This window comes from Mesorhizobium sp. CO1-1-7 (genome assembly GCF_020164885.1).
GTDB classification, from domain to species: domain Bacteria; phylum Pseudomonadota; class Alphaproteobacteria; order Rhizobiales; family Rhizobiaceae; genus Mesorhizobium; species Mesorhizobium australicum.
In genome coordinates this window covers 298,417-317,853 of the sequence record NZ_JAIUHA010000008.1, presented here as the reverse complement: position 1 = coordinate 317,853, position 19,437 = coordinate 298,417, and the positions used below count along the sequence as shown (strand labels likewise).

Below are 19,437 nucleotides of genomic sequence, written 5' to 3'. Positions count from 1 at the left end.
GTCATAGCGGCCCGGTGCGCGAGCCGAACATCTTTACCGCATGTATATCGGGATGGCGGTCGATCGCGTCAACGATCGGTGCGAGCCGCCCGGCCCAGGCGAGAATGCCCTTCTGGTCCGCTATCAGATCCTGGCGGATTTCGATCAGCGCGTGGGCATAGCCATTGACGATGGCGTGCCTGAACATGGTGTCGCCGCGCAACGCGCCATCATACGGTTCGTTGTCGCCGACGACGAGTTGTTTGTCCTCAGCCAGCATATCGATCAGCGGTCGCGCCACCCGGTCGTCCTTGTCCCACAGGATACCGACATCCCACGGACGTTGCTTGCCCTGCATGGCAGGGGTGAAGGAATGCACCGAGAAGATGAAAGGCGCTTGCCCTGAAGCCTGCGCGACTGACGCAATCATGACGCCGACCGCGTCGTGATAAGGGCGGTAGAAGCGATCGAGCCGCCTTTCGCGTTCCTCCTGCGCCAGGGGATAATTTCCGGGAATGATGGTGCCGTCGTAAAGCTGGCGAATGAGTGTTGGATCGTCCTCGCCTCGGTTGGGGTCGATCAGCAGCCGCGAGAAATTGGCGAGCACCGCCGGCGCATCGAGCAGGGCCGCCAGTTCGCGCGTCACCGCTTCGACGCCAATGTCATAGGCGATATGGCGGTCGAATTCGGCCGCCGGCAGCCCCAGGCTGCCATATTCTTCCGGCAGGTCGCGGCGGGCGTGATCGGCCAGAAGCACGATGCCTCGCTTGCGGTCGCCCTCGACGATGTCGAAGGGCGCGAAAACTGTGGATCGGGTCATTGGCGGAAAATGGTCGTTCGCTGGCCTTCGGGGAGGATGCTATCGTCATTCCACGAAGACGACGTGTACGCAATGCCGTTGTTTAGCCAAGGTTTCCCGGGAAATCTGGCACGGGGCGACGGTCGTGCGCCGGGAGCCTTCCTAAATCGATTGGAATTGGTCAAAACGGCGCGTTGACATGCGCCCGGACTTTTCCGAAAAGGGGCGCAGAGAGATGCTGATGTGGTTCTTGAGGGGTTTTAGGATGGGTTCCGACGGCGGGCAGCGCGCGCGCTTTGCCTTAGCCATGCCGCTCCTGACGCTCGCCGTGGGACTGTCAGCGATGGTCACAGCTTCACCGGCGCGCGCCGACTTTCGCGTCTGCAACGCCACGCAGAACCTGGTCGGCGTCGGTATCGGCTATCGGGCCAAGGCCGGCTGGATCACCGAGGGCTGGTGGCACATCGAGGGATCGAGTTGCAAGACGTTGATCGAAGGACCGCTGTCATCAAGGTTTTACTATCTTTATGCAGAAGACGCCGAGCGCGGTGGACGCTGGGACGGCCCGATCAACATGTGCGTGGCTGAAAAAGAGTTCAAGATTGCCGGCGTAAGCGACTGCGTCGCCAGGGGCTTTCAGCGCGCCGGATTCCAGGAATATGACACGGGCGAGCAGGCAAGCTGGATGGTCCAGCTCACCGACGAGCCCGCAACGGGAGGCGCTCCAGCCGCCCCGGGAACGAACAGTCAATGAGACGTAGCCGCAAGGTCAAGATCCTAGCCACAATCGGTCCGGCATCTTCCTCCGAGGAGATGCTGAAAAAGCTGTTCGAAGCCGGCGCCGATGTGTTCCGCATCAATATGAGCCATACCGATCATGAGCTGATGCGCACGCTGGTCGCCCGCATCCGCGCCGTCGAGGAAAAAGTTGGCAGGCCGATCGGCATCCTGGCCGACCTGCAGGGCCCGAAGCTGCGCGTCGGCAAGTTCGCCAATGGCAAGGAAGTCTTGACGCTGGGCCAGACCTTCACGCTCGACGACAATCCCGAGCCCGGCACCTCGACAAGGGTCTACCTGCCGCATCCTGAAATCCTGAGCTCGGTCGAGGCTGGCCATCGCCTCCTGATCGACGACGGCAAGCTCGAACTGAAGGCGGTAAAGAGCGACGGCAAGTCGATCGTCTGCACCGTTATTGCCGGCACCACCATTTCCGACAAGAAGGGCGTCAGCCTGCCAGATACCGACCTGCCGGTCGGCGCGCTGACCGAGAAGGACCGCAAGGATCTCGACGCGGTGCTCGCCACAGGCGTCGACTGGGTCGCGCTGTCCTTCGTGCAGCGGCCGGAAGATCTGGCCGAGGCGCGCAAGATCGCCCGTGGCCGCGCGCTGATCATGGCCAAGATCGAAAAACCGCAGGCCGTGGCCCGGCTGGCCGAGATCATCGAACTGTCCGACGCGCTGATGGTCGCCCGCGGCGATCTCGGCGTCGAAATGCCGTTGGAAGCGGTGCCCGGCATCCAGAAGCAGATCACGCGCGCCGCGCGCCGCGCCGGCAAGCCGGTGGTGGTCGCCACGCAGATGCTGGAATCGATGATCACCGCCCCTGTGCCGACCCGCGCCGAAGTGTCCGACGTTTCGATCGCCGTCTTCGAAGGCGCCGACGCGATCATGCTGTCGGCGGAATCGGCAGCGGGCGCTTATCCGGTCGAGGCGGTGGCGATGATGAACCGCATCGCCGCCAAGGTCGAAACCGATCCGACGTATGCCGGCATTATCAACGCGCAACGCTCCGAGCCGGAAGCGACCGGCGCCGATGCCATTTCGCTGGCCGCCCGCGAAATCGCCGAAACGCTGAAACTGTCGGCGATCATCACCTACACGGCATCGGGCACCACCGGCCTGCGCGCCGCGCGCGAGCGTCCGCAGGTGCCGATCATCGCGCTGTCGCCGATCCTCAACACGGCGCGACGGCTGTCGCTTTTGTGGGGCACGCATTGCGTCGTCTCGCCCGATGCCACCGATCTCGATGACATGGTCAACCGCGCCTGCCGCATCGCGCTGGAAGAAGACTTCGGCAAGCCGGGCGACCGGGTCATCATCACCGCAGGCGTGCCGCTGCGGACTCCGGGATCGACCAACATGCTGCGCATCGCCTATGTCGGATCGGAAACAGCCGGCCGGTAGTCGGCCGCCAGCGTCGTTGCAGTCCCCAGCGCTCTTACCGCGGCTTCCGCGTGGTTTCTTCGCTGGAGGAACCGTCGCGCGCGAGGAATGGGGTCATGCAGATACTGATCCGGGCCGAGCATCTTTCGCCGGTTGAGTTCGGTCTTATCGAGCAGATCGAAATCCACTTTCGCAATCGTGCAACGCCATCCGGCGTTGCGCGAAGCCCAGCTTCTTTCATGGTGTCGAGCAACCGCTCTCGGGCGCAATAGCCATGATAGTCGAAAGCGATCAGGCCGTTCGTCACATAGATATGGTTTCCTGAAAAACCTTCGTCAGGAATGATCCGTTCGCCGTAAAATCCCTCCAAAGGCGGATGCTTGAGGAAGGTGCCGGCGAGAATGGCGCATGCGCCGTGACCGAAGAAGATGCGATCCGGCAGCGCCCATCGCTTTTCCGGATTTTTCTTTATGCCGTGTTTCAGGACGTACATGCCGCTCTGATCCCAATGGCGGGCTGCGATAGCCGTTTTCGGATGGCACGCATCAGGTCGGCGCGAGCTCCGCTTCAGGTTCCTTGATGTCGGCGCATTTGCCCGTGCCATATGTGTCGCTGGCAATCCGTGCCTCCACCGTCCTGGCGATTGCTTCCAGATCGATATCCTTGCCGCCGACTTTCTCGATGGCGCCGACGACGAGGTCGGAAGCGATCCAGTCCGGCTTATGACCGAGATTATGCACCCAGACGAGCTCGGCACCCGGGATGTCGCGCACTAGGCCGACGGAGTGGATCCGGGCATAGACGACCTTGTCGCGGTCGCCGGAGATGACCACGGTCGGGGCCGTGATCTCTTTGTAGTGCGGTGCGGCGGCGAGCGCATAGCGATAGAGGCCGGCAACGTCGGTGGCGTTGGCACGAAAGGCCGACGGCCTCAGCACCAGCGGGATCGAGGTTGCGGCGAGATAATTGTCGGGCACCTTGTTGGGTGAGAAGACGCAGGTCGTGGCGTCCGCCATCCACAGCGTCCCGGCAGGATAGGTCAGCGTCTCGGAAAACAGCCGGCCGATCACCGGAATGGTGGTCAGGTCGTAGTACCAGGACGTCGCGCCGCCCGGCCAGGGATGGGTCGCCGGCGCCAGGAAGACCAGCCCGAGCGTCTTGTCCGCATGCTCGCGGCCGAAAGCCGCCGTCACCACGCCGCCGAAGGAATGGCCGACGATGATTGCCTTCTTGATGCCGAGACGGTCCATTAGGGCGGCGATGGTTGCGGCTTGCGCCGATGGGTCCTCATTGTTGCCTGGACCGCGGCCGGACCAGCCAAAACCAGGCCGGTCGAAGAACAGCATTTCGGCGCGGCCTTCAAGCAGCGGCCTGAGTGGCAGCATCTGGTCTTTCAAATTGGCGCTGGCGCCATGGATGAAGACGATCGGCGGCAGATCCGCACTGGCTGGGGCGGGGAGGTGGACGTAGTGGATGCGGGCACCGTCGATGTCGGCGAACGCCCCGACCGAAGGACCGCGGCGCTCGATCAGCCACGAGCCGGCGCGGGTGACGCCGACCAGGGCAAGGACAAGCGCCATCAGGAAGGCGAGCGCGGCATAGATCAGGTTCATGCAGGGATATACGGGGATGGAGGGGGATAAGTTGTGGGGTAGGGCAGTAGGGCTGGCTCCAGCGCCAGCGCCTAATGGCTATTTCCTGATCTATCAAATGCCTTCGCCGGCAAGCTCTTCCGACAGGGTCGCGACCTGGTTCTGGGCGCTGCGCATCATCGGGTAGATGGCCAGCACCTTCTGCCAGGCCTCGAGCGCCGATTGCTTGTGGCCGGTCTCGGCCATGATCTGGGCCAGGCCCGACAGCGCGCCAAAATGGCGTGGCTCGAGCTGCAGCGTGCGGTCGATGTCGGCCATCGACTTGCCGTAGTTCTTCATCATGAAATGCACGGTGGCGCGACGGTTCCAGCCTTCGGCGTAGCTAGGCTGCAAGGTCACCACCTGGTCCAGGAAATCGAGCGCGACGTCGAATTTCTGATCATTCATCGCTTTTTGCGACCACTGCATCATCAGGTCGATCGAGGCGCTGCCGGACTGGAACCATTCGTTCCAGATGCTGCCGGCAATGCGCTCGGCGGCCTTTTCGTTGCGCTCGCGCTTCAGGTCGGAGAACAGTTTGTCGAGCCGGGCCTGTTTCGTCATCGGCGTGGCCGGAGTGTCCGGAGCCGCTGGCTGGGCATCGGCGGGCGCCGGCTGACCATCCGCGGCCGCCACCGCGATCGGCCGATCACCGGCTTGGGCCGGCAGGGGGATGACGCCGGAAACCAGCAAAGTCGTCAAGAATACAAAAACAATCCGCATCGCCCGAGTTTAATCCCGGGCGGCGGAACATCAAAGTGATTTTAGCGTGGGAAGGTCGGCTGGCCGACAAGCATCAATGGGCGGAGACGAGAAGCCTCCGGCCGAAAACTCAACCCTGGCGCGCCTTGTAGCGCGGGGCGGTCTTGTTGATGATGTAAACGCGGCCCTTGCGGCGAACCAGCTGGTTGTCGCGGTGACGCGCCTTCAACGCCTTGAGCGAATTCTTGATCTTCATGGTCTTGCCTGTCGGTCTGGACCCGGTTCGGGGTCGAATTTTTAAGGCGCGCCAGAAGACGCGCCTTTTGAACGGTGGGTGGCTCATAAACGAGGAGACTTGCCCATGTCAACCGTAAGTCAACCGCAAGCGCGCTCCGCGTCCCGATATCATCAAATATCCGCCATGTCGGCCCCGTGGCATTGCGCGGCCATGAGCCGGCTGGGATGATGTCGTCCATCGCAAGCGATTTGGGAACGACCATGCGCCGAATATTCCTCTCCTCCTGCCTCGTCATCCTGGCGGCGAGCTCGGCTGCCCGAGGGCAAGAATGCGACCGCTCCGACGACAGCCAGCAGATGATGAATATCTGTGCCGGCGAGGACTATCAGGCGGCCGACGCCAGGCTCAATGCGGCCTATCAGGCGCTGATTGGCTCCGATGATGCCGACGGCAAGAGATTGCTTCAGGTGGCACAACGCGCCTGGATCAGCTTCCGGGATGCCGAATGCGCGCATAACACCGCCGCCAGCCAGGGCGGGTCCATCCATGCGATGGAGGTCTCGCAATGCCTGACCAGGCTGACCAATGATCGCATCAAGCAGCTCGCCGCCTCCGCCAATTGCGAGGAAGGCGACGCAAGTTGCGCCAGCCCCGACGCGGACAGCGACGAGGTGCAATAGGCGTGTCTGGTATCAGCCGCGGCGGCTGATGCGGGTGAAATGACCCATCTTGCGACCGGGCCGGGCCTCGGCCTTGCCGTAGAGGTGCAGCATCAGGTCGGGTTCGGCGAGCAAGGCGGGAACGCGCAGCACGTCGTCGCCGATCAGGTTCTCCATCACGCAATCGGAATGACGGTTCGAGCTTCCCAATGGCAGGCCGGCAATGGCGCGGATATGTTGCTCGAACTGCGAAACGATGCAGGCGGCTTCGGTCCAATGGCCGGAATTGTGGACGCGGGGCGCGATCTCGTTGGCCAGCAGGGAGCCGTCGGCTAGTACGAAGAACTCGACACCGATGACGCCGACATAGTCGAGCGCCGACAGGATTTTCGTCGCCGCGTCTTTCGCGGCCCGCGCGGTCGCCGGCGCAACGCCGGCCGGCAAGGTCGATGTGTGCAGAATACCGTCGCGGTGCACATTCCAGGCTGGATCGTAGGCGGCGACAGTGCCGTCCAGCCCTCGCGCGGCGATGACGGAAATCTCGCGCTCGAACTGCACGAAGCTTTCCAGGATCAGCGGCACATTGCCCATCGCCTCGCAGGTGCCGGCGAAACCGCCGGCTTCCATGTTACGGAAGACGCGCTGGCCCTTGCCATCGTAGCCCATGCGCCGCGTCTTGAGGATGCCGCTGCCGCCGAAGGCCTTCAGCGCCGCCGCCAGCTCGTCGTCGGTGCCGACTTGATGGAAAGCGGCGGTGGCGATGCCGATGCCGTTGAGGAATGTCTTTTCGCTCACCCGGTCCTGTGCAACGTCAAGCGCGCGCGGCGGCGGATAGACCGGCACTTTGGCGGCAAGCGCGGTTGCGGCGGCCACCGGCACGTTCTCGAACTCGTAGGTGACGACGGCGCTTGCCGCCGCTAGTTCGGCAAGCGCTGCCGGATCGTCATAGGCGGCCGTAATCTGCCGGTTGGCGACCTGTGCCGCCGGGCAATCCGGTTGAGGCTCCAGCACGATGGTGCGGTAGCCGAGCCGGGCGGCGGCCATTGCCAGCATGCGGCCAAGCTGGCCGCCGCCAATGATGCCGATGGTCGATCCGGCGGGCAGGCTCACGGCGTGTCCGTCGGTTCGGCCGCGACCTTGGCGGTCTGCGAGGCGCGCCACGCATCGAGGCGCTGGGCAAGCTTGTCGTCGTTGAGCGCCAGCACGGCGGCGGCCAGCAGGGCGGCGTTGGCCGCACCAGCCTTGCCGATGGCCAGCGTTCCCACAGGAATGCCGGCCGGCATCTGGACGATCGACAGCAGCGAATCCTGGCCCGACAGCGCCTTCGATTCCACCGGCACGCCGAACACCGGCAGTGGTGTCATCGCCGCCGTCATGCCGGGCAGATGCGCGGCGCCGCCGGCGCCGGCGATGATGACCTTGTAGCCGGCGGCCTTGGCGCCCTTGGCGAACTCATAGAGCCGGTCGGGCGTGCGGTGCGCCGAAATGATCAGCCGTTTGTGGGGAACACCAAGCGCCTCCAGCGTCTCCGCTGCCTGGCGCATCGTCGCCCAGTCGGATTGGCTGCCCATGATGATGGCGACATCGGCGCGTTGATCGTCCAAGCTTCTGCTCCCCGGCGACAAAGGCGCGCCTTAGCGGAATTCGCGCGGGGCCGCAAGGATTCAGGCCATCGGCGAGATGCCGACGGCCACATTCCGGCTCATACCGCCGCCTTGCGGAAGCGAGCGACGAAGTCGTCGAGTTCGGGGCGCTCCATGTCGGAGATCGCCCAATAGGAGAAGGCGCCCTCGCTCCAGTGCACCATCGAAAAACCACCGGAGGAAAGATCGTCCGGCTGGGTGGTCTTGCCGCCCTGCTGCGGTTCGGCGACCAGGGTGATCAGGTGCTCGCGGTGGCGGTAGACCAGTGCCGGTACCGGCCGGCCTGATATCACCTCGACCCGGCCGCCGATGAGGGCGAAGCCCTCCTGGGCAAGGTCCGGCGCCGGCGGCGAGACGCCGATGCGGGCGTCGAGCCACGGTTTGACCGTATGGCGGTCGGAGGAGACGATGTCGATCGGGCTCGCGGCGAGCAGGCTGCGGCGATGGCCGCTGGCGACGGCCGCGGCCAAGCCGTCTTCGGCGCCGTTGAACATTACCCATTGCGTCGCGCCGCTGGCCAGCACCGCGCTGATCATGATCGATGCCGCCATGGCGCGCCAGTCGAACGAGCCGAAGCGGCTTGCCCTCGGCGATCTCCGCGCCAGCGAAGGACGCGTCCCGGCTTCACGCCGCTGGCCGACGCCAGCGCCGGCGATCAAGCCCGGCAGCGCCGACGGCGTGCCGCGCTGCGGCTCTGCTGCCTCGGCTGTCGCCGGCTGCTCGGTGCTGGCCATGCCGATCGCCGCGATGCGGGCCCGAAAGGCGTCGCTCACGTCAGGGCGCGGCAAGCGGCTGACCGCGCCTCGCAGGGCAAGGATGCGGGCATGTTCGGCGGCAAGCCGGGGATCGGCGGCGATGCGACGCTCCACCGCAAGGGCCGCCGCCGCATCAAGCTCGCCATCAACAAGGGCGTGGATCATCAGTCTGACACCTTCGGGATCATTGGGCAGTCCATCGTCATGGCCGGTCATGGCGCTCTCCCCAGTTCGGACGCCAGCAGGCCGCGGGCGCGGGCCAGCCTAGACATCACCGTACCCATCGGCACGTCGAGCATGGCCGCTATCTCGCGATAGCTGAGGCCGTTAATGTCGCGCAGCACCAGCGTTTCGCGAAACGGCTGCGGCAGGGCAGCGATCGCAGCCTCCAGTGCCGCCGTGTCGGCCCTGGCGATCAGGCTCGCTTCCGGACCATCCTCGTCCGGCAGGCTGGTGCCATGGGCGGCCGCCATGTCGTCGAGATCGCCGAGGTCGCCGACGGCCATCATGCCGCGCGGCCGGTTGCGCGCCATCCAGGTGTAGGAGGTGTTGCGCACGATGGTGAGCAGCCAGGCACGCGCATTGCCGCCGGCGTAGCCTGATATGCCGGCATGCGCCTTGATGCAGGCGTCCTGAACGACATCCTCGGCGTCGGCGGCATTGCCGGTCAGCCAGCGGGCAAGCGCCAGCGCGTCGCCGAGATGCGGCAGCACTACGTCGTTGAAACGCTCTGCCAGGGCCCTGTCGCTCAAAGCAGCACCATGATCCTCTCCGGAGCGGACAGGCCGTGCCGCCTCAAGATGCGACAGCGATTTTGCCTGGCTTGCAGGAGCAAAGCCCCCGGAAACGGGCAAAGTCGTCTGCCTTGCTGAAAGTGAATTCATCTGCGTCACCAGTGTCAAGCGCTATGAAAGGAGGGGCGCTATGAAAAGGAGGGGCGCCATGGAGAAGGGATTGATGACGATCATGCTCGGCAGCGCATGACGGCGGCTGACGCCGCAGCCGTGTTCGCTGTGCTCGCGATGATGGGGCATGCCAGTCTCCTCAACGCCAGCCGTGGCGTATGTCGAGGAGACTTGTTGAAGAGAGGATTTATTCCCGCGTGGGCAAATTCCGGCTGTTCACAGTCGCGTGATCAGCCGATGCCTTCGGCATGGTCGGTTTAGCGATCAATCCGGCCAGCGCAAGACGCCTGACGAATCCTTGCGGGCGACCTTCATCGCGTCGGCCGGGCGCTCCTTCGCCGTCAGCACGGCGCGCAGACGTTCGGCGACAATCTCCGCCTCGCCGGGGTGAAGGTTGCAGGGGTCGAGGAAGAAATGGCCGCGCTCGACCTCGTGGTTGCGCACGATGATCGGCGGCGAGCCGGCGGCAAGGGCCGAGGCAAGACCGGCGGCGGTGAAGCGGCTCTCCGGCGTGACGAATATCTGCAGCCGGTCGAGCGGATTGGCGGTGGGGTCGGGAATGATGATGGCGGCGATGCCGGGCAGTCCCTGCAGCGCGTCCTTCCACAGGTTCAGTGCTGCTTCCTCGCGCCGGCGGATGCCGGCATGGTCGCGCTTCTCCCAGGCTTCGAGTGCCGCCATGGTGCCGGCGATGCTTTCCTTGCCGACCTTCATGGCGCGCGCAACGCCGCGGTTCTGCAGATAGGCGGCCCGCACCAGATCCTTGCGGCCGGTGACGATGCCGCTGGTCGGCCCGCTCAGGAATTTATGGCCGCTGTAGATGACGACATCGGCGCCGCGCGCCAGAAAACCGCGCAGATCATACTCGGACGCGGCGTCGACGATCACCGGCACGCCCTTGGCGTGGCAGATATCGCAGAATTCCTCCAGCGACAGCATGCCGTATTGCACCGTGTGGTGGGCCACGACGTAGAGGGCCGCCGCCGTGCGCTCGTTGATCGCCTCGCTTACATGATAGTCCTGGGTCACGCTGACCGTGCCGGCGGGCACCACCCTGGCGCCGGCGACGCGGACCGACTGGTCGATCGGGGCGCCGTAATTGACGATGTGGCCGAGCTGGATGACGACCTCCGACTTGAGGTCGCCAGTGTCGTCGGGCAGGCGCTCGATGGCGAGCAGGCTGGTTCCGGTCATCGCACCGGCGATCGCCATGGTGATGCCGCTGGCGCAGCAGGCGGTGATGAAGCCGGCCTCGCCGCCGGTGAGGCGTGCGACGACCGTGCTCGCGGCGCGCTGCAGATCGTCCATTTCCACCCATTGCGAGGCCATTTCAGCCATGGCGGAGATCGCTTCCGGGACGATGATCGAGGCGCCGAGCGCGGTCATGGTGCCCGAGACGTTGATGATCGGCCGCAATCCCAGCCGTTCGCGGATGGTGGTGTTGGAGCCGGTGTCGGAAGAGGTTTTCATGTGAGCTAATCCCGTGGGTGGCAGGTCAGGCGGCGATCTCGACGACCGCTTCGATTTCGACGGTGATGTTTCCAGGCAGCGAGCCGACGCCGATCGCCGAGCGGGCATGGCCGCCGATCTTGTCGAAGACATCGGCGAACAGGTCCGAGCAGCCATTGACCACTTTCGGGTGGTCGCTGAAGGTCGGCGTCGCGTTGACGAAGCCGAGCAGCTTGACGACGCGTACGATACGGCCGAGATCGCCGGCGGCGGCATGCATGACGGCAAGCAGGTTGAGCCCGGTCAGCCGGGCATGCTGATAGGCCTGCTCGACCGTCACGTCCTCGCCCACCTTGCCGGTGCAGAGCGTGCCGTCGGCGCGCAGGGGCCCCTGGCCGGAGAGGAAGATCAGCCGCCCGCTCTCGGCATGGGTGACGAAGTTGGCGATCGGCGTCGGCGGCTCGGGCAACGTCAGGCCGAGTTCGGCGAGCCTGATATAAGGCGTCATGGATGAAGGCTCCTTGGGCGGCTTTGGCCGCCTGAGTTTAGAAATGCGAGGCTCGGAAGCGCGCCAGGAAAGTACGGAGGCGTTCGTTGCTGGTCTCCGCCGCGAGGATCTCCTTCGGCGGCCCGACGGCGCTGACGCCGCCATCGGCCATGAAGACGATGCGGCTAGAAGCGTCGCGGGCAAAGGCCATTTCGTGGGTTACCATCAGCATGGTCATGCCATCCTCGGCGAGGCTGCGCACCACGGCCAGCACCTCGCCGACGAGTTCGGGATCGAGCGCGGAGGTGATCTCGTCGAGCAGCAGGATCTTCGGTTCCATGGCCACGGCGCGGGCTATGCCGACGCGCTGCTGCTGGCCGCCGGAGAGTTCGGCCGGCAGGCTGTCGGCCTTGTGGCCAAGGCCGACGCGCCCGAGCCAGTGTTCGGCGATCGATCGTGCCTCGGCGTCCTTTTTTCCGCGCACCTTGGTCAGACCCAGCATGATGTTGCCGGCCGCCGTCAGGTGAGGGAACAGGTTGAAGCTCTGGAACACCATGCCGGTCTCGGCGCGCATGGCGGCAAGATCGCGCTCGCTGCGGCGCTGACGCGTTCCGGCCTCGCGAAAACCGACCTCCTTGCCGTCGATGCGGATCGAGCCGCTGTCGTAGCTCTCCAGGAAGTTGACGCAGCGCAGCAGCGTGGTCTTGCCGCTGCCGGAAGGGCCGATGACGGTCACCACCTCGCCGCGCTTCACCTGAAGGCTGACGGAGCGCAGCACCTCGACGGCGCCGAAGGCCTTGGAGACATCGCGCACGTCGAGCAGTGCCGGACTGGCGTTTGGGGCTTCGGACATCGTTGCTATTCCCGGATGAAGGAGAAACGCCGCTCGAGCCGCCGGCTGGCGAGCGAGAGTGCGTAGTTGACCGCGAAATAGAGGAGCGCGCCCAGTATATAGAGCGGCATCGCTTCATAGGTGCGGCCGATGACCTGATTGATGGCTTGCATCAAATCGGTGATGCCGAGCAGCGACACCAGCGCGCTGCCCTTGACCGCGTCGGTGACGCCATTGATCCAGGGCGGCAGGAAGCGCCTGAAGGCCTGCGGAAAGATGACGTAGGTGAGCCTCTGGCGAAAGGTCAACCCGATCGCCATCGCGGCTTCGGACTGTCCCTTCGGGATCGAGCCGACCGCGCCCCTGAGGTATTCGATGACCTGCGCCGTCTTGAACAGGGTGAGCGCGGACACCGCGGCCCAGAACGATGGCAGATGCAGCCCGATCGCCGGCAGGCCGTAATAGACGAAGAACATCAGCACCAGGATCGGAATGCCGCGAATGGTGTCCGAGAAGATGCGCACCGCCCAGCGCAAAGGGGCGGGACCATAGATCAGGCCGACGCCCAGCAAGACGCCGGCGATAAGCGACAGCACCACCACCAGCAGCGAGACCCACAAGGTCACGGCGAAGCCCTGGGCAAGGAAGGGCAGTGCGTAGAGGATCTGGCTCAGCATGTCAGCGCGCCGCCCTGAACCGGCGCTCGACGAGCCGCAGCCCGAAAAGCAGCGCATAGCCGGTTACCAGATACATCGCCGTCGTGACCAGGTAGACCTCGACGATGCGGAATGTGTTGAAGTTGATCCATTGGGCGCCGAAGGTGAGTTCGGGCACCGAGATGACCGAGGCGATCGAGGTGTCCTTGAACAGCGAGATGAAGGTGTTGGAGAGCGCCGGCAGCGTGATGCGCAGCATTGTAGGCAGGCGCACGTGCAACAGCCTCTGCCATGGCGTTAGGCCGATCGCCTTGCCGGCATCGAGCTGGCCGCGCGGGACAGCCTCGAGCCCGGAGCGAAACACCTCGACCAGATAGGCGCCGCTATAGACCGACAGGGTCAATACAAACGAGGTCGGTGCACTGTAGGCCAGGTCGACCACGGTCGGCAGGCCGTAGAAGACGAGATAGACCAGCAGGATCAGCGGCACGTTGCGGATGAATTCGACATAGGCGGCGATCACCGCCCGCACCACGCGTCCGGCCGAGACGTACCAGACCGCGAGCACCAACCCGATGACGACGCCGATGGCGATCGAGATCACGGCAAGCTCGAGGCTGAGCAGCAGGCCGCCCCAGAGCTTGTCGAAATGCCGCCAGATCAGGTTGAAATTAAGGGCATAGCCCATGCATCCGCCTCGGTGTGAAGGACGTCGAGTCGATTACGGAAGGGCAACAACGCCACCCTTCCGTAATCCGGGATCAGATGACCGGGAAGCCGGGGTGACGCGCCGGCGGCTCCTGGCCGAAATAGTCCTTGAAGGCGGCGTCATAGAGCGCCGATTCGTGGCCGAACATGGCGATGGTGAAAGTCTGGTTGACGAAGGTCAGCCAGTCCAAATCGCCTTGCCGCAGCGCGGCGCCGTAAAGCATCGAATACCAGCTCTTGCCGGCATCGAAATACTTGTCTGGATTACGCGAGGCGAGCCAGCGCACGGTGGACAGGTCGACCGCGGCGGCGTCGGCACGCTTGGACTCCAGCGCCTGCAGCACGTTCGCCTGCGTGTCGATCTGCAACACCTGGGCCTGCGGCAGAGCATAGTGGACCGAGCTTTCGGCGTCGACATTCTGCAGGATGGAAATGCGTGTCGCTGAACCACCGGCCAGCAGCTTGTCGAAGGTCTTGTTCTCGGCGGTCGGCAGGGTCAGCAAGGCAACGCCTTCGACATAGTAGGGCCGGGAGAAATTGATCAGCTGCGAGCGCTGCGCCGTCATAGTCATGAACTGAATGGTGATGTCGACCTTGTTGGTGGTCACGTTGGGAATGCGCTGGGCCGGATCCTGCATGACGAACTCGACCTTGGTCGGGTCGTCGAAAAGGCCCTTGGCGAGAATGCGGCCCATGGTGATATCCATTCCGACCAGTTCGCCGGCATCGTTCTCGAAATGCCAGGGTGCGTTGGTGCTGCCGGTCCCGACAATCAGCTTGCCTCTGTCGAGCACGGTGCGCAGCAGGCTGTCGGATGCGGCCTGTGCGGCGGCCTTCTGCGCATCGACGGCTGCCAGCACGCCGGCCGTGGCAAGTCCCGCCATTCCCAATTTCAGAAAATCACGTCTTCCGGATGTGTCGTTCACGGCGACCTCCTTTCGTGTTGTGTTCCCCTATGCACAGGCCATACACGCGGCAGTGATTATCAAAGATTGTCTCTTACAAGAGACGCATGTATCCTGTACAAGACAGATACTAGCACCGGGAATCGACAATGCAAGATAGTAGTGTTTTGGCTGCTTCGGCCGACGAGAAGGCGCCGGGCTCCCGTGAGAAGGGCCTCAACCGGGTCCTGGAAATCCTAGAGTTCCTTCACACGACGCAGCGTGCGATCGGCATTGGCGATCTCGCCAAGGGCGTCAATGCGCCGCGTTCGACCACCTACACGCTGGTGCGGTCTCTGGTCGATGCCGGCCTCCTTGAAATGGCCGGCGACGGCAATCGCGTCTATTTCGGCAAGAAGCTCTACCTTTACGGAATGGACTATGTGCGCGGCAACGACCTGTTGCGGCGCGGGCGCCAGGAGGTCGACCATCTGTCGCGCGAGACGGGCGAGACCTCGGAATTGTGCATGCTGCAGAGCGGCCGCTATACGATCGTCCATTCCAGCCCTGGTACCAGGCCGTTCCGCATCAGTTCGGCCACCGGCCTGCAGATACCGCTGCCCTGGACCGCGTCTGGCCGGCTATTGCTTGCGGGGCTGGATAGAGTTGCGATCGAAGCCATGGTGTCTGATGACGATCTCGTGCTGCCTGACGGGCGCAAGCTGCGGCTCGACGATTTCATCGCCGACATCGCAAAGGCAGGGGTGACCGGCTACTGCGTCACCTCGGGCCTGGTCGACGCCTATACGAAATGCCTCGCCGTGCCGGTCTTTTCAGCGCCAGGCAAGGTCGAGGCGACGATGTGCCTGGTGGTTCCGATCGATACGTCGGAGGAGCGGACCGCCGATCTCATCGGCCTGCTGCGCGGCCGCGCCGCCGGGCTCTCGATCGGCGCATAGGCGGAAAGTGCCGGCGGCGCGATTCCGTCTCAGGCGATGATGTCTGGAATGATCCTGTCTTCCAGCTTCATCAGTCGGTCCTTGAGGAACAGCTTCTTCTTTTTCATGCGCTGGATCTGCAGCGGGTCGCAATTCATGGCGATCATCGCGTTGATCGCGGCATCGAAATCGGCGTGTTCCTGCTTCAGCCGGGAAAATTCGAGGCGAGTATCGGCCTGTTCCTGATCGGACATTCTCTACCGTCTGCACGTCTGCGGCGCCCAAAACTGGGCCTGGTTGGGCGGGGGCGGCAATTTCTGCCACCGGCGCGCAGCCCATATCACATTTCACGTTGTCGTGGAATGCTACCACGCAGCATTCGACATCGCTGCTCGATGGTGGCACACTGTCATTGTGCCGTCACAGATACGACCTGCGGTGGACGTGCCTTGGCGGCTGCAATCGAGGAAACCATGAAAGGGAGAACCAATCATGTCTCTTGCATCCCATCTTGATGAGTTGCAGCGGAAACACGGCGACATCGAACGCGAAATCGATGACGCGATGAATCACCCGTCGGTTGATGACCTCGAAATCGGGAATCTCAAGCGACGCAAGCTGGCACTCAAGGATGCGATTGAGAAACTGAGGGCGCAACCAACCACGCATTGATCCTCACCTGACATAGCCGCTCACCACTGGCGGTCTTCCTTGCCGGCGGCGCCAGCCGCCGGTGCAGTGATTGCGATTTTCAGCGCTGCACCATAAGCGGAAACTAATATCCTTCGGACCCATCTTGCCCGCTTGGCCGCTGCCAGCTCGTGTGCTGTTTCAGGTCCCGGCCGGGACCAATTGCTGCCAGTGGCGACCTGTCGCCATTGACAAGCCATCTTTGCTCCTCCACCTCATGCCGGACTTCAACGCATCGGCCCCGGCTTGTGCGTCCAGGTGGACGCACGCGCTTCAGAGAGACGCATAGCGCTCCAGAGACAAAAGGCTGCCGGCATGACCGGATATTTTTCTTCTCCCTTCCCCCGCCGCACCTCGGTCGGCGTCGATGTCGGCGGCGTGGTCGTCGGCGGCGGCGCGCCGGTGGTCGTTCAGTCGATGACCAACACCGACACGGCCGATATCGACCAGACAGTCGCGCAGGTCGCGGCGCTGCACCGCGCCGGCTCCGAGATCGTGCGCATCACCGTCGACCGCGATGAAAGTGCCGCCGCCGTGCCGCGCATTCATGAGCGGCTGCAGCGGCTTGGCATCAACGTGCCGCTGGTCGGCGATTTCCACTATATCGGACATAAGCTCCTGGCCGATCATCCGGCTTGCGCCGAGGCGCTGGCCAAGTACCGCATCAATCCCGGCAATGTCGGCTTCAAGGACAAGAAGGACCGGCAGTTCGCGGCGATCGTCGAGATGGCGATCAAACATGACAAGCCGGTGCGCATCGGCGTCAACTGGGGCTCGCTTGACCAGGAGCTTCTGACGCGGCTGATGGACGACAACCAGGACAAGGGTTTCCCGCTGACGGCGCAGGAAGTGACGCGCGAGGCAATCGTGCAGTCGGCGATCCTGTCGGCCGAGATGGCCGAGGAAATCGGTCTTGGCCGCGAAAAAATCATCCTGTCGGCCAAGGTCAGCGGCGTGCAGGACCTGATCGCCGTCTACACCGAGCTTGCAACCCGTTCCAATCATGCGCTGCATCTCGGCCTCACCGAGGCCGGCATGGGCTCCAAAGGCATCGTCGCGTCTTCCGCGGCCATGGGCATCCTCTTGCAGCAAGGCATTGGCGATACCATCCGCATCTCGCTGACGCCGGAGCCCAATGGCGATCGCACCCGCGAGGTGCAGGTGTCGCAGGAACTGCTGCAGACCATGGGTTTTCGGCAGTTCGTGCCGATCGTCGCGGCCTGCCCGGGCTGCGGCCGCACCACCTCCACCGTGTTCCAGGAACTGGCGCAGAACATCCAGGCGGACCTGCGCAAGAACATGCCGGTGTGGCGGGAGAAATACCCGGGCGTCGAGAACCTCAAGGTCGCGGTGATGGGGTGCATCGTCAACGGTCCCGGTGAATCCAAGCATGCCGATATCGGCATTTCGCTGCCCGGCACCGGCGAGACGCCGACCGCGCCGGTCTTCGTCGACGGCAAGAAGGCGGCGACGCTGCGCGGGCCGTCGATCGCGGCGGATTTCGAGAAAATGGTCGCCGACTATATTGACCAGCGCTTCGGTCGGGGCGGCAAAGCCGCGGCAGAGTAAGCCAGATGCGGCGTTTCCCGTGGGTGGCGCTGATTTTCCTGTGTGGTATGGCCTGGTCGACGCTTGCCCAGGCGGATCCACCGCAATCGGCCAAGCAGCGGCTGATCGACAAGGTCTGTAACCTGATCCAGGCGCATGCCGACCAGAACGGCCTGCCCCGGGATTTCTTCGCCCGCCTGATCTGGAAGGAAAGCCGGTTCGATCCCAACGCCGTGAGCCCTGTCGGCGCCGAAGGCATTGCCCAGTTCATGCCGAGCACCGCCAAGATGCGGGGGCTGGAAAATTCCTTCGACATCAACCAGGCAATTCCGGCGTCGGCCAGATATCTCGCCGAAATGAAGGCCGGCTATGGCAATCTCGGTCTGGCGGCCGCTGCCTACAATGCCGGCGAGAGCCGGGTGTCGCGCTGGCTGAATTCCGGTGGCTTCCTGCCGATGGAGACGGAAAGCTATGTCTTCGACGTGATGGGCGAGCCGGTCGACAAGTTCACCGACCGGGCCTATGCCGGCAAAGTCGAGCCACTCGACGCCAAGCTGGATTTCGCGGTCGCCTGCCGCAAGCTGCCGGTGATCATGTCCAGAACCGTGGCGATGGCCTCAATCAATATCAAGCCATGGGGCATTCAGGTGGCGGGCAATTTCCGCCGCAGCGCCGCGATCAGCCAATGGCTCAGGGTACGGGGCCGTTTTCCGGCCCTGCTTGCCGGGCATGATCCGGTGGTCAGCCGAGTGCGTACGCCGATCGGCCGGCGCGGCATCTACGCGGTCCGGATCGGCGTCGACGACCGCGCCGCCGCCAATGTCATCTGCCAGAAACTGCAAAGCATCGGTGGCGCCTGCGTGGTGGTGCGCAACCGGTAGCCGAGGAGGGTTGGGCTGCACGGGGCACACGCCGTTGGAATGTGCCCATCGTATCCAGCAACGATTTCAGCTATAGCGGCGCCGGGCCGGTGGGCTGGCCCGCCTTCGACAGCTACTGGGACAGCGATGTTCGACGCGTACATTATCTGCGGCACGCCCAGAACCGGCAGCACCTTGCTGTGCAAATTGCTGGCGGCCACTGGAACGACCGGCGATCCACACTCATTCTATCGGCGGGAGGATGTGTTGGAGTGGGCCGAAGAATGGAACCTGCCGCCTCGCGACACGATGGGCGAGCTTGAATTCCAGCTTGCCTATCTCAATGCGGCGATCGATGCCGGCAAGGGTGGTACGGAAATCTTCGGTCTTCGCCTGATGCGAGAAAACCTGGACGAGCTTTCAGCGATCCTCGACCGGATTTTTCCGGGGCTTGTGTCGGACAAAGCGCGTTTCGAAAGGGCTTTCGGTCGCGTTCTCTACGTGCATCTGTCGCGTGAGAACAAGCTTGCGCAGGCTGTCTCCCTGGTCAAGGCGGAGCAGACCGGCCTTTGGCACGTCGCTCCCGATGGAACGGAGATCGAAAGGGTCGGATCGCCAGGAGAACCGCGGTACGATTTCCAGCGTATCAGGGACGAAGTCGCCGAGCTTGAGGCCTATGACGCAGCGTGGAACACATGGTTCGCCGAGCAAGACATAACGCCACTGCGGATTGGCTACGAGCGGCTTTCAAGCAGCCCGGCGGCGACACTGATTTCCATCTGTCAGGCCTTGGGCGTACAGTCGCCGAACGCCGGGGATGTGAAACCGGGTGTCGCGAAGCTCGCCGACGCGACAAGCCTCGACTGGATGCGCCGCTACCATCTGGACGCAACCGTCTGACGCCGGACGGA

The 19,437-nt window shown here is 63.9% G+C and carries 23 protein-coding genes and 1 pseudogene; 8 read left to right on the top strand and 16 right to left on the bottom strand.

The genetic code is table 11. The features are described from left to right. Nucleotide 1: 1 nt before the first annotated feature. Entirely contained in the window at nucleotides 2-799 is a 798-nt protein-coding gene (locus tag LB516_RS19830; RefSeq protein WP_224720227.1) for an N-formylglutamate amidohydrolase, read from the bottom strand. Between the two features lie 286 nt (nucleotides 800-1,085). On the opposite strand from LB516_RS19830, the gene LB516_RS19825 reads away from it, so the two are divergent. Further along, the gene (locus LB516_RS19825) at nucleotides 1,086-1,532 is read left to right on the top strand and encodes a DUF1036 domain-containing protein (RefSeq protein ID WP_174361986.1); all 447 of its coding nucleotides are present in this window, start codon (nucleotides 1,086-1,088) and stop codon (nucleotides 1,530-1,532) included. Next, complete coding sequence (gene pyk / locus LB516_RS19820) at nucleotides 1,529-2,962, top strand: pyruvate kinase (protein WP_023773940.1); 1,434 nt, start codon at nucleotides 1,529-1,531, stop codon at nucleotides 2,960-2,962. The genes LB516_RS19825 and pyk overlap by 4 nt, the downstream gene beginning before the upstream one ends. Here the strand turns inward: pyk and LB516_RS19815 are convergent. The 4 genes and pseudogenes from LB516_RS19815 to ykgO form a co-directional block, all read right to left on the bottom strand. After that, a pseudogene (locus tag LB516_RS19815) lies at nucleotides 2,932-3,434 on the bottom strand (hypothetical protein). The gene pyk and the pseudogene LB516_RS19815 sit on opposite strands and share 31 nt — an antisense overlap. A 52-nt stretch (nucleotides 3,435-3,486) precedes the next feature. Continuing rightward, nucleotides 3,487-4,554: an alpha/beta fold hydrolase gene (locus tag LB516_RS19810; protein WP_015315322.1), complete on the bottom strand. Its 1,068-nt coding sequence runs from the start codon at nucleotides 4,552-4,554 to the stop codon at nucleotides 3,487-3,489. Nucleotides 4,555-4,647: 93 nt separating this feature from the next. Next, entirely contained in the window at nucleotides 4,648-5,295 is a 648-nt protein-coding gene (locus LB516_RS19805) for a tetratricopeptide repeat protein (protein ID WP_224587025.1), read from the bottom strand. 109 nt (nucleotides 5,296-5,404) lie between these two features. Further along, nucleotides 5,405-5,530 carry a type B 50S ribosomal protein L36 gene (ykgO, locus tag LB516_RS19800; RefSeq protein ID WP_006327841.1) on the bottom strand — a complete coding sequence of 42 codons (126 nt, stop codon included), beginning with the start codon at nucleotides 5,528-5,530 and terminating at the stop codon, nucleotides 5,405-5,407. A gap of 242 nt (nucleotides 5,531-5,772) precedes the next feature. Here ykgO and LB516_RS19795 point away from each other — a divergent pair, with 242 nt between their 5' ends. Next, nucleotides 5,773-6,192: a lysozyme inhibitor LprI family protein gene (locus LB516_RS19795; RefSeq protein WP_015315324.1), complete on the top strand. Its 420-nt coding sequence runs from the start codon at nucleotides 5,773-5,775 to the stop codon at nucleotides 6,190-6,192. A gap of 12 nt (nucleotides 6,193-6,204) precedes the next feature. Here the strand turns inward: LB516_RS19795 and LB516_RS19790 are convergent, their stop codons facing one another. The 10 genes from LB516_RS19790 to LB516_RS19745 all read right to left on the bottom strand — a co-directional run bounded on the left by LB516_RS19790 (nucleotide 6,205) and on the right by LB516_RS19745 (nucleotide 14,490). Beyond that, the gene (locus LB516_RS19790) at nucleotides 6,205-7,281 is read right to left on the bottom strand and encodes a 5-(carboxyamino)imidazole ribonucleotide synthase (RefSeq protein WP_140616675.1); all 1,077 of its coding nucleotides are present in this window, start codon (nucleotides 7,279-7,281) and stop codon (nucleotides 6,205-6,207) included. Continuing rightward, complete coding sequence (gene purE / locus LB516_RS19785; protein WP_023773946.1) at nucleotides 7,278-7,775, bottom strand: 5-(carboxyamino)imidazole ribonucleotide mutase; 498 nt, start codon at nucleotides 7,773-7,775, stop codon at nucleotides 7,278-7,280. Before purE ends, LB516_RS19790 begins: the two co-directional genes overlap by 4 nt. A 98-nt stretch (nucleotides 7,776-7,873) precedes the next feature. Next, complete coding sequence (locus LB516_RS19780) at nucleotides 7,874-8,785, bottom strand: anti-sigma factor family protein (RefSeq protein ID WP_224720226.1); 912 nt, start codon at nucleotides 8,783-8,785, stop codon at nucleotides 7,874-7,876. Beyond that, entirely contained in the window at nucleotides 8,782-9,321 is a 540-nt protein-coding gene (locus LB516_RS19775) for a sigma-70 family RNA polymerase sigma factor (RefSeq protein ID WP_041163301.1), read from the bottom strand. Before LB516_RS19775 ends, LB516_RS19780 begins: the two co-directional genes overlap by 4 nt. 417 nt (nucleotides 9,322-9,738) lie before the next feature. Further along, nucleotides 9,739-10,944 carry an aminotransferase class V-fold PLP-dependent enzyme gene (locus LB516_RS19770; RefSeq protein WP_140662709.1) on the bottom strand — a complete coding sequence of 402 codons (1,206 nt, stop codon included), beginning with the start codon at nucleotides 10,942-10,944 and terminating at the stop codon, nucleotides 9,739-9,741. 25 nt (nucleotides 10,945-10,969) lie between these two features. Continuing rightward, entirely contained in the window at nucleotides 10,970-11,431 is a 462-nt protein-coding gene (locus LB516_RS19765; RefSeq protein ID WP_015315331.1) for a RidA family protein, read from the bottom strand. A gap of 37 nt (nucleotides 11,432-11,468) precedes the next feature. After that, nucleotides 11,469-12,263: an amino acid ABC transporter ATP-binding protein gene (locus LB516_RS19760; RefSeq protein WP_015315332.1), complete on the bottom strand. Its 795-nt coding sequence runs from the start codon at nucleotides 12,261-12,263 to the stop codon at nucleotides 11,469-11,471. A gap of 5 nt (nucleotides 12,264-12,268) precedes the next feature. Beyond that, entirely contained in the window at nucleotides 12,269-12,919 is a 651-nt protein-coding gene (locus LB516_RS19755) for an amino acid ABC transporter permease (RefSeq protein ID WP_015315333.1), read from the bottom strand. Between the two features lies 1 nt (nucleotide 12,920). Continuing rightward, on the bottom strand, nucleotides 12,921-13,586 hold the full coding sequence (locus tag LB516_RS19750; protein WP_015315334.1) for an amino acid ABC transporter permease: 666 nt from the start codon (nucleotides 13,584-13,586) through the stop codon (nucleotides 12,921-12,923). 73 nt (nucleotides 13,587-13,659) lie between these two features. Continuing rightward, nucleotides 13,660-14,490 (bottom strand): transporter substrate-binding domain-containing protein, encoded by an 831-nt coding sequence (locus tag LB516_RS19745; protein ID WP_174361987.1) that lies wholly within the window; start codon nucleotides 14,488-14,490, stop codon nucleotides 13,660-13,662. Between the two features lie 170 nt (nucleotides 14,491-14,660). Between LB516_RS19745 and LB516_RS19740 the strand changes: the two genes are divergently transcribed. Beyond that, nucleotides 14,661-15,449: an IclR family transcriptional regulator gene (locus LB516_RS19740; RefSeq protein WP_140662711.1), complete on the top strand. Its 789-nt coding sequence runs from the start codon at nucleotides 14,661-14,663 to the stop codon at nucleotides 15,447-15,449. A gap of 29 nt (nucleotides 15,450-15,478) precedes the next feature. On the opposite strand, the gene LB516_RS19735 is transcribed toward LB516_RS19740, so the two are convergent. Further along, nucleotides 15,479-15,682 carry a YdcH family protein gene (locus LB516_RS19735; protein WP_015315337.1) on the bottom strand — a complete coding sequence of 68 codons (204 nt, stop codon included), beginning with the start codon at nucleotides 15,680-15,682 and terminating at the stop codon, nucleotides 15,479-15,481. 238 nt (nucleotides 15,683-15,920) lie between these two features. Between LB516_RS19735 and LB516_RS19730 the strand changes: the two genes are divergently transcribed. From LB516_RS19730 to LB516_RS19715, 4 genes are all read left to right on the top strand, one after another. After that, a complete protein-coding gene (locus LB516_RS19730) occupies nucleotides 15,921-16,100 on the top strand; it encodes a YdcH family protein (protein WP_015315338.1) in 180 nt (59 codons plus the stop codon). A 333-nt stretch (nucleotides 16,101-16,433) separates the two neighbouring features. Then, nucleotides 16,434-17,687, top strand: a complete 1,254-nt coding sequence (gene ispG, locus LB516_RS19725; RefSeq protein WP_140616683.1) for a flavodoxin-dependent (E)-4-hydroxy-3-methylbut-2-enyl-diphosphate synthase — start codon at nucleotides 16,434-16,436, stop codon at nucleotides 17,685-17,687. Between the two features lie 5 nt (nucleotides 17,688-17,692). After that, a complete protein-coding gene (locus tag LB516_RS19720; protein WP_224720225.1) occupies nucleotides 17,693-18,547 on the top strand; it encodes a lytic transglycosylase domain-containing protein in 855 nt (284 codons plus the stop codon). 126 nt (nucleotides 18,548-18,673) lie between these two features. Continuing rightward, a complete protein-coding gene (locus LB516_RS19715; protein ID WP_224720224.1) occupies nucleotides 18,674-19,426 on the top strand; it encodes a Stf0 family sulfotransferase in 753 nt (250 codons plus the stop codon). Nucleotides 19,427-19,437: the final 11 nt, after the last annotated feature.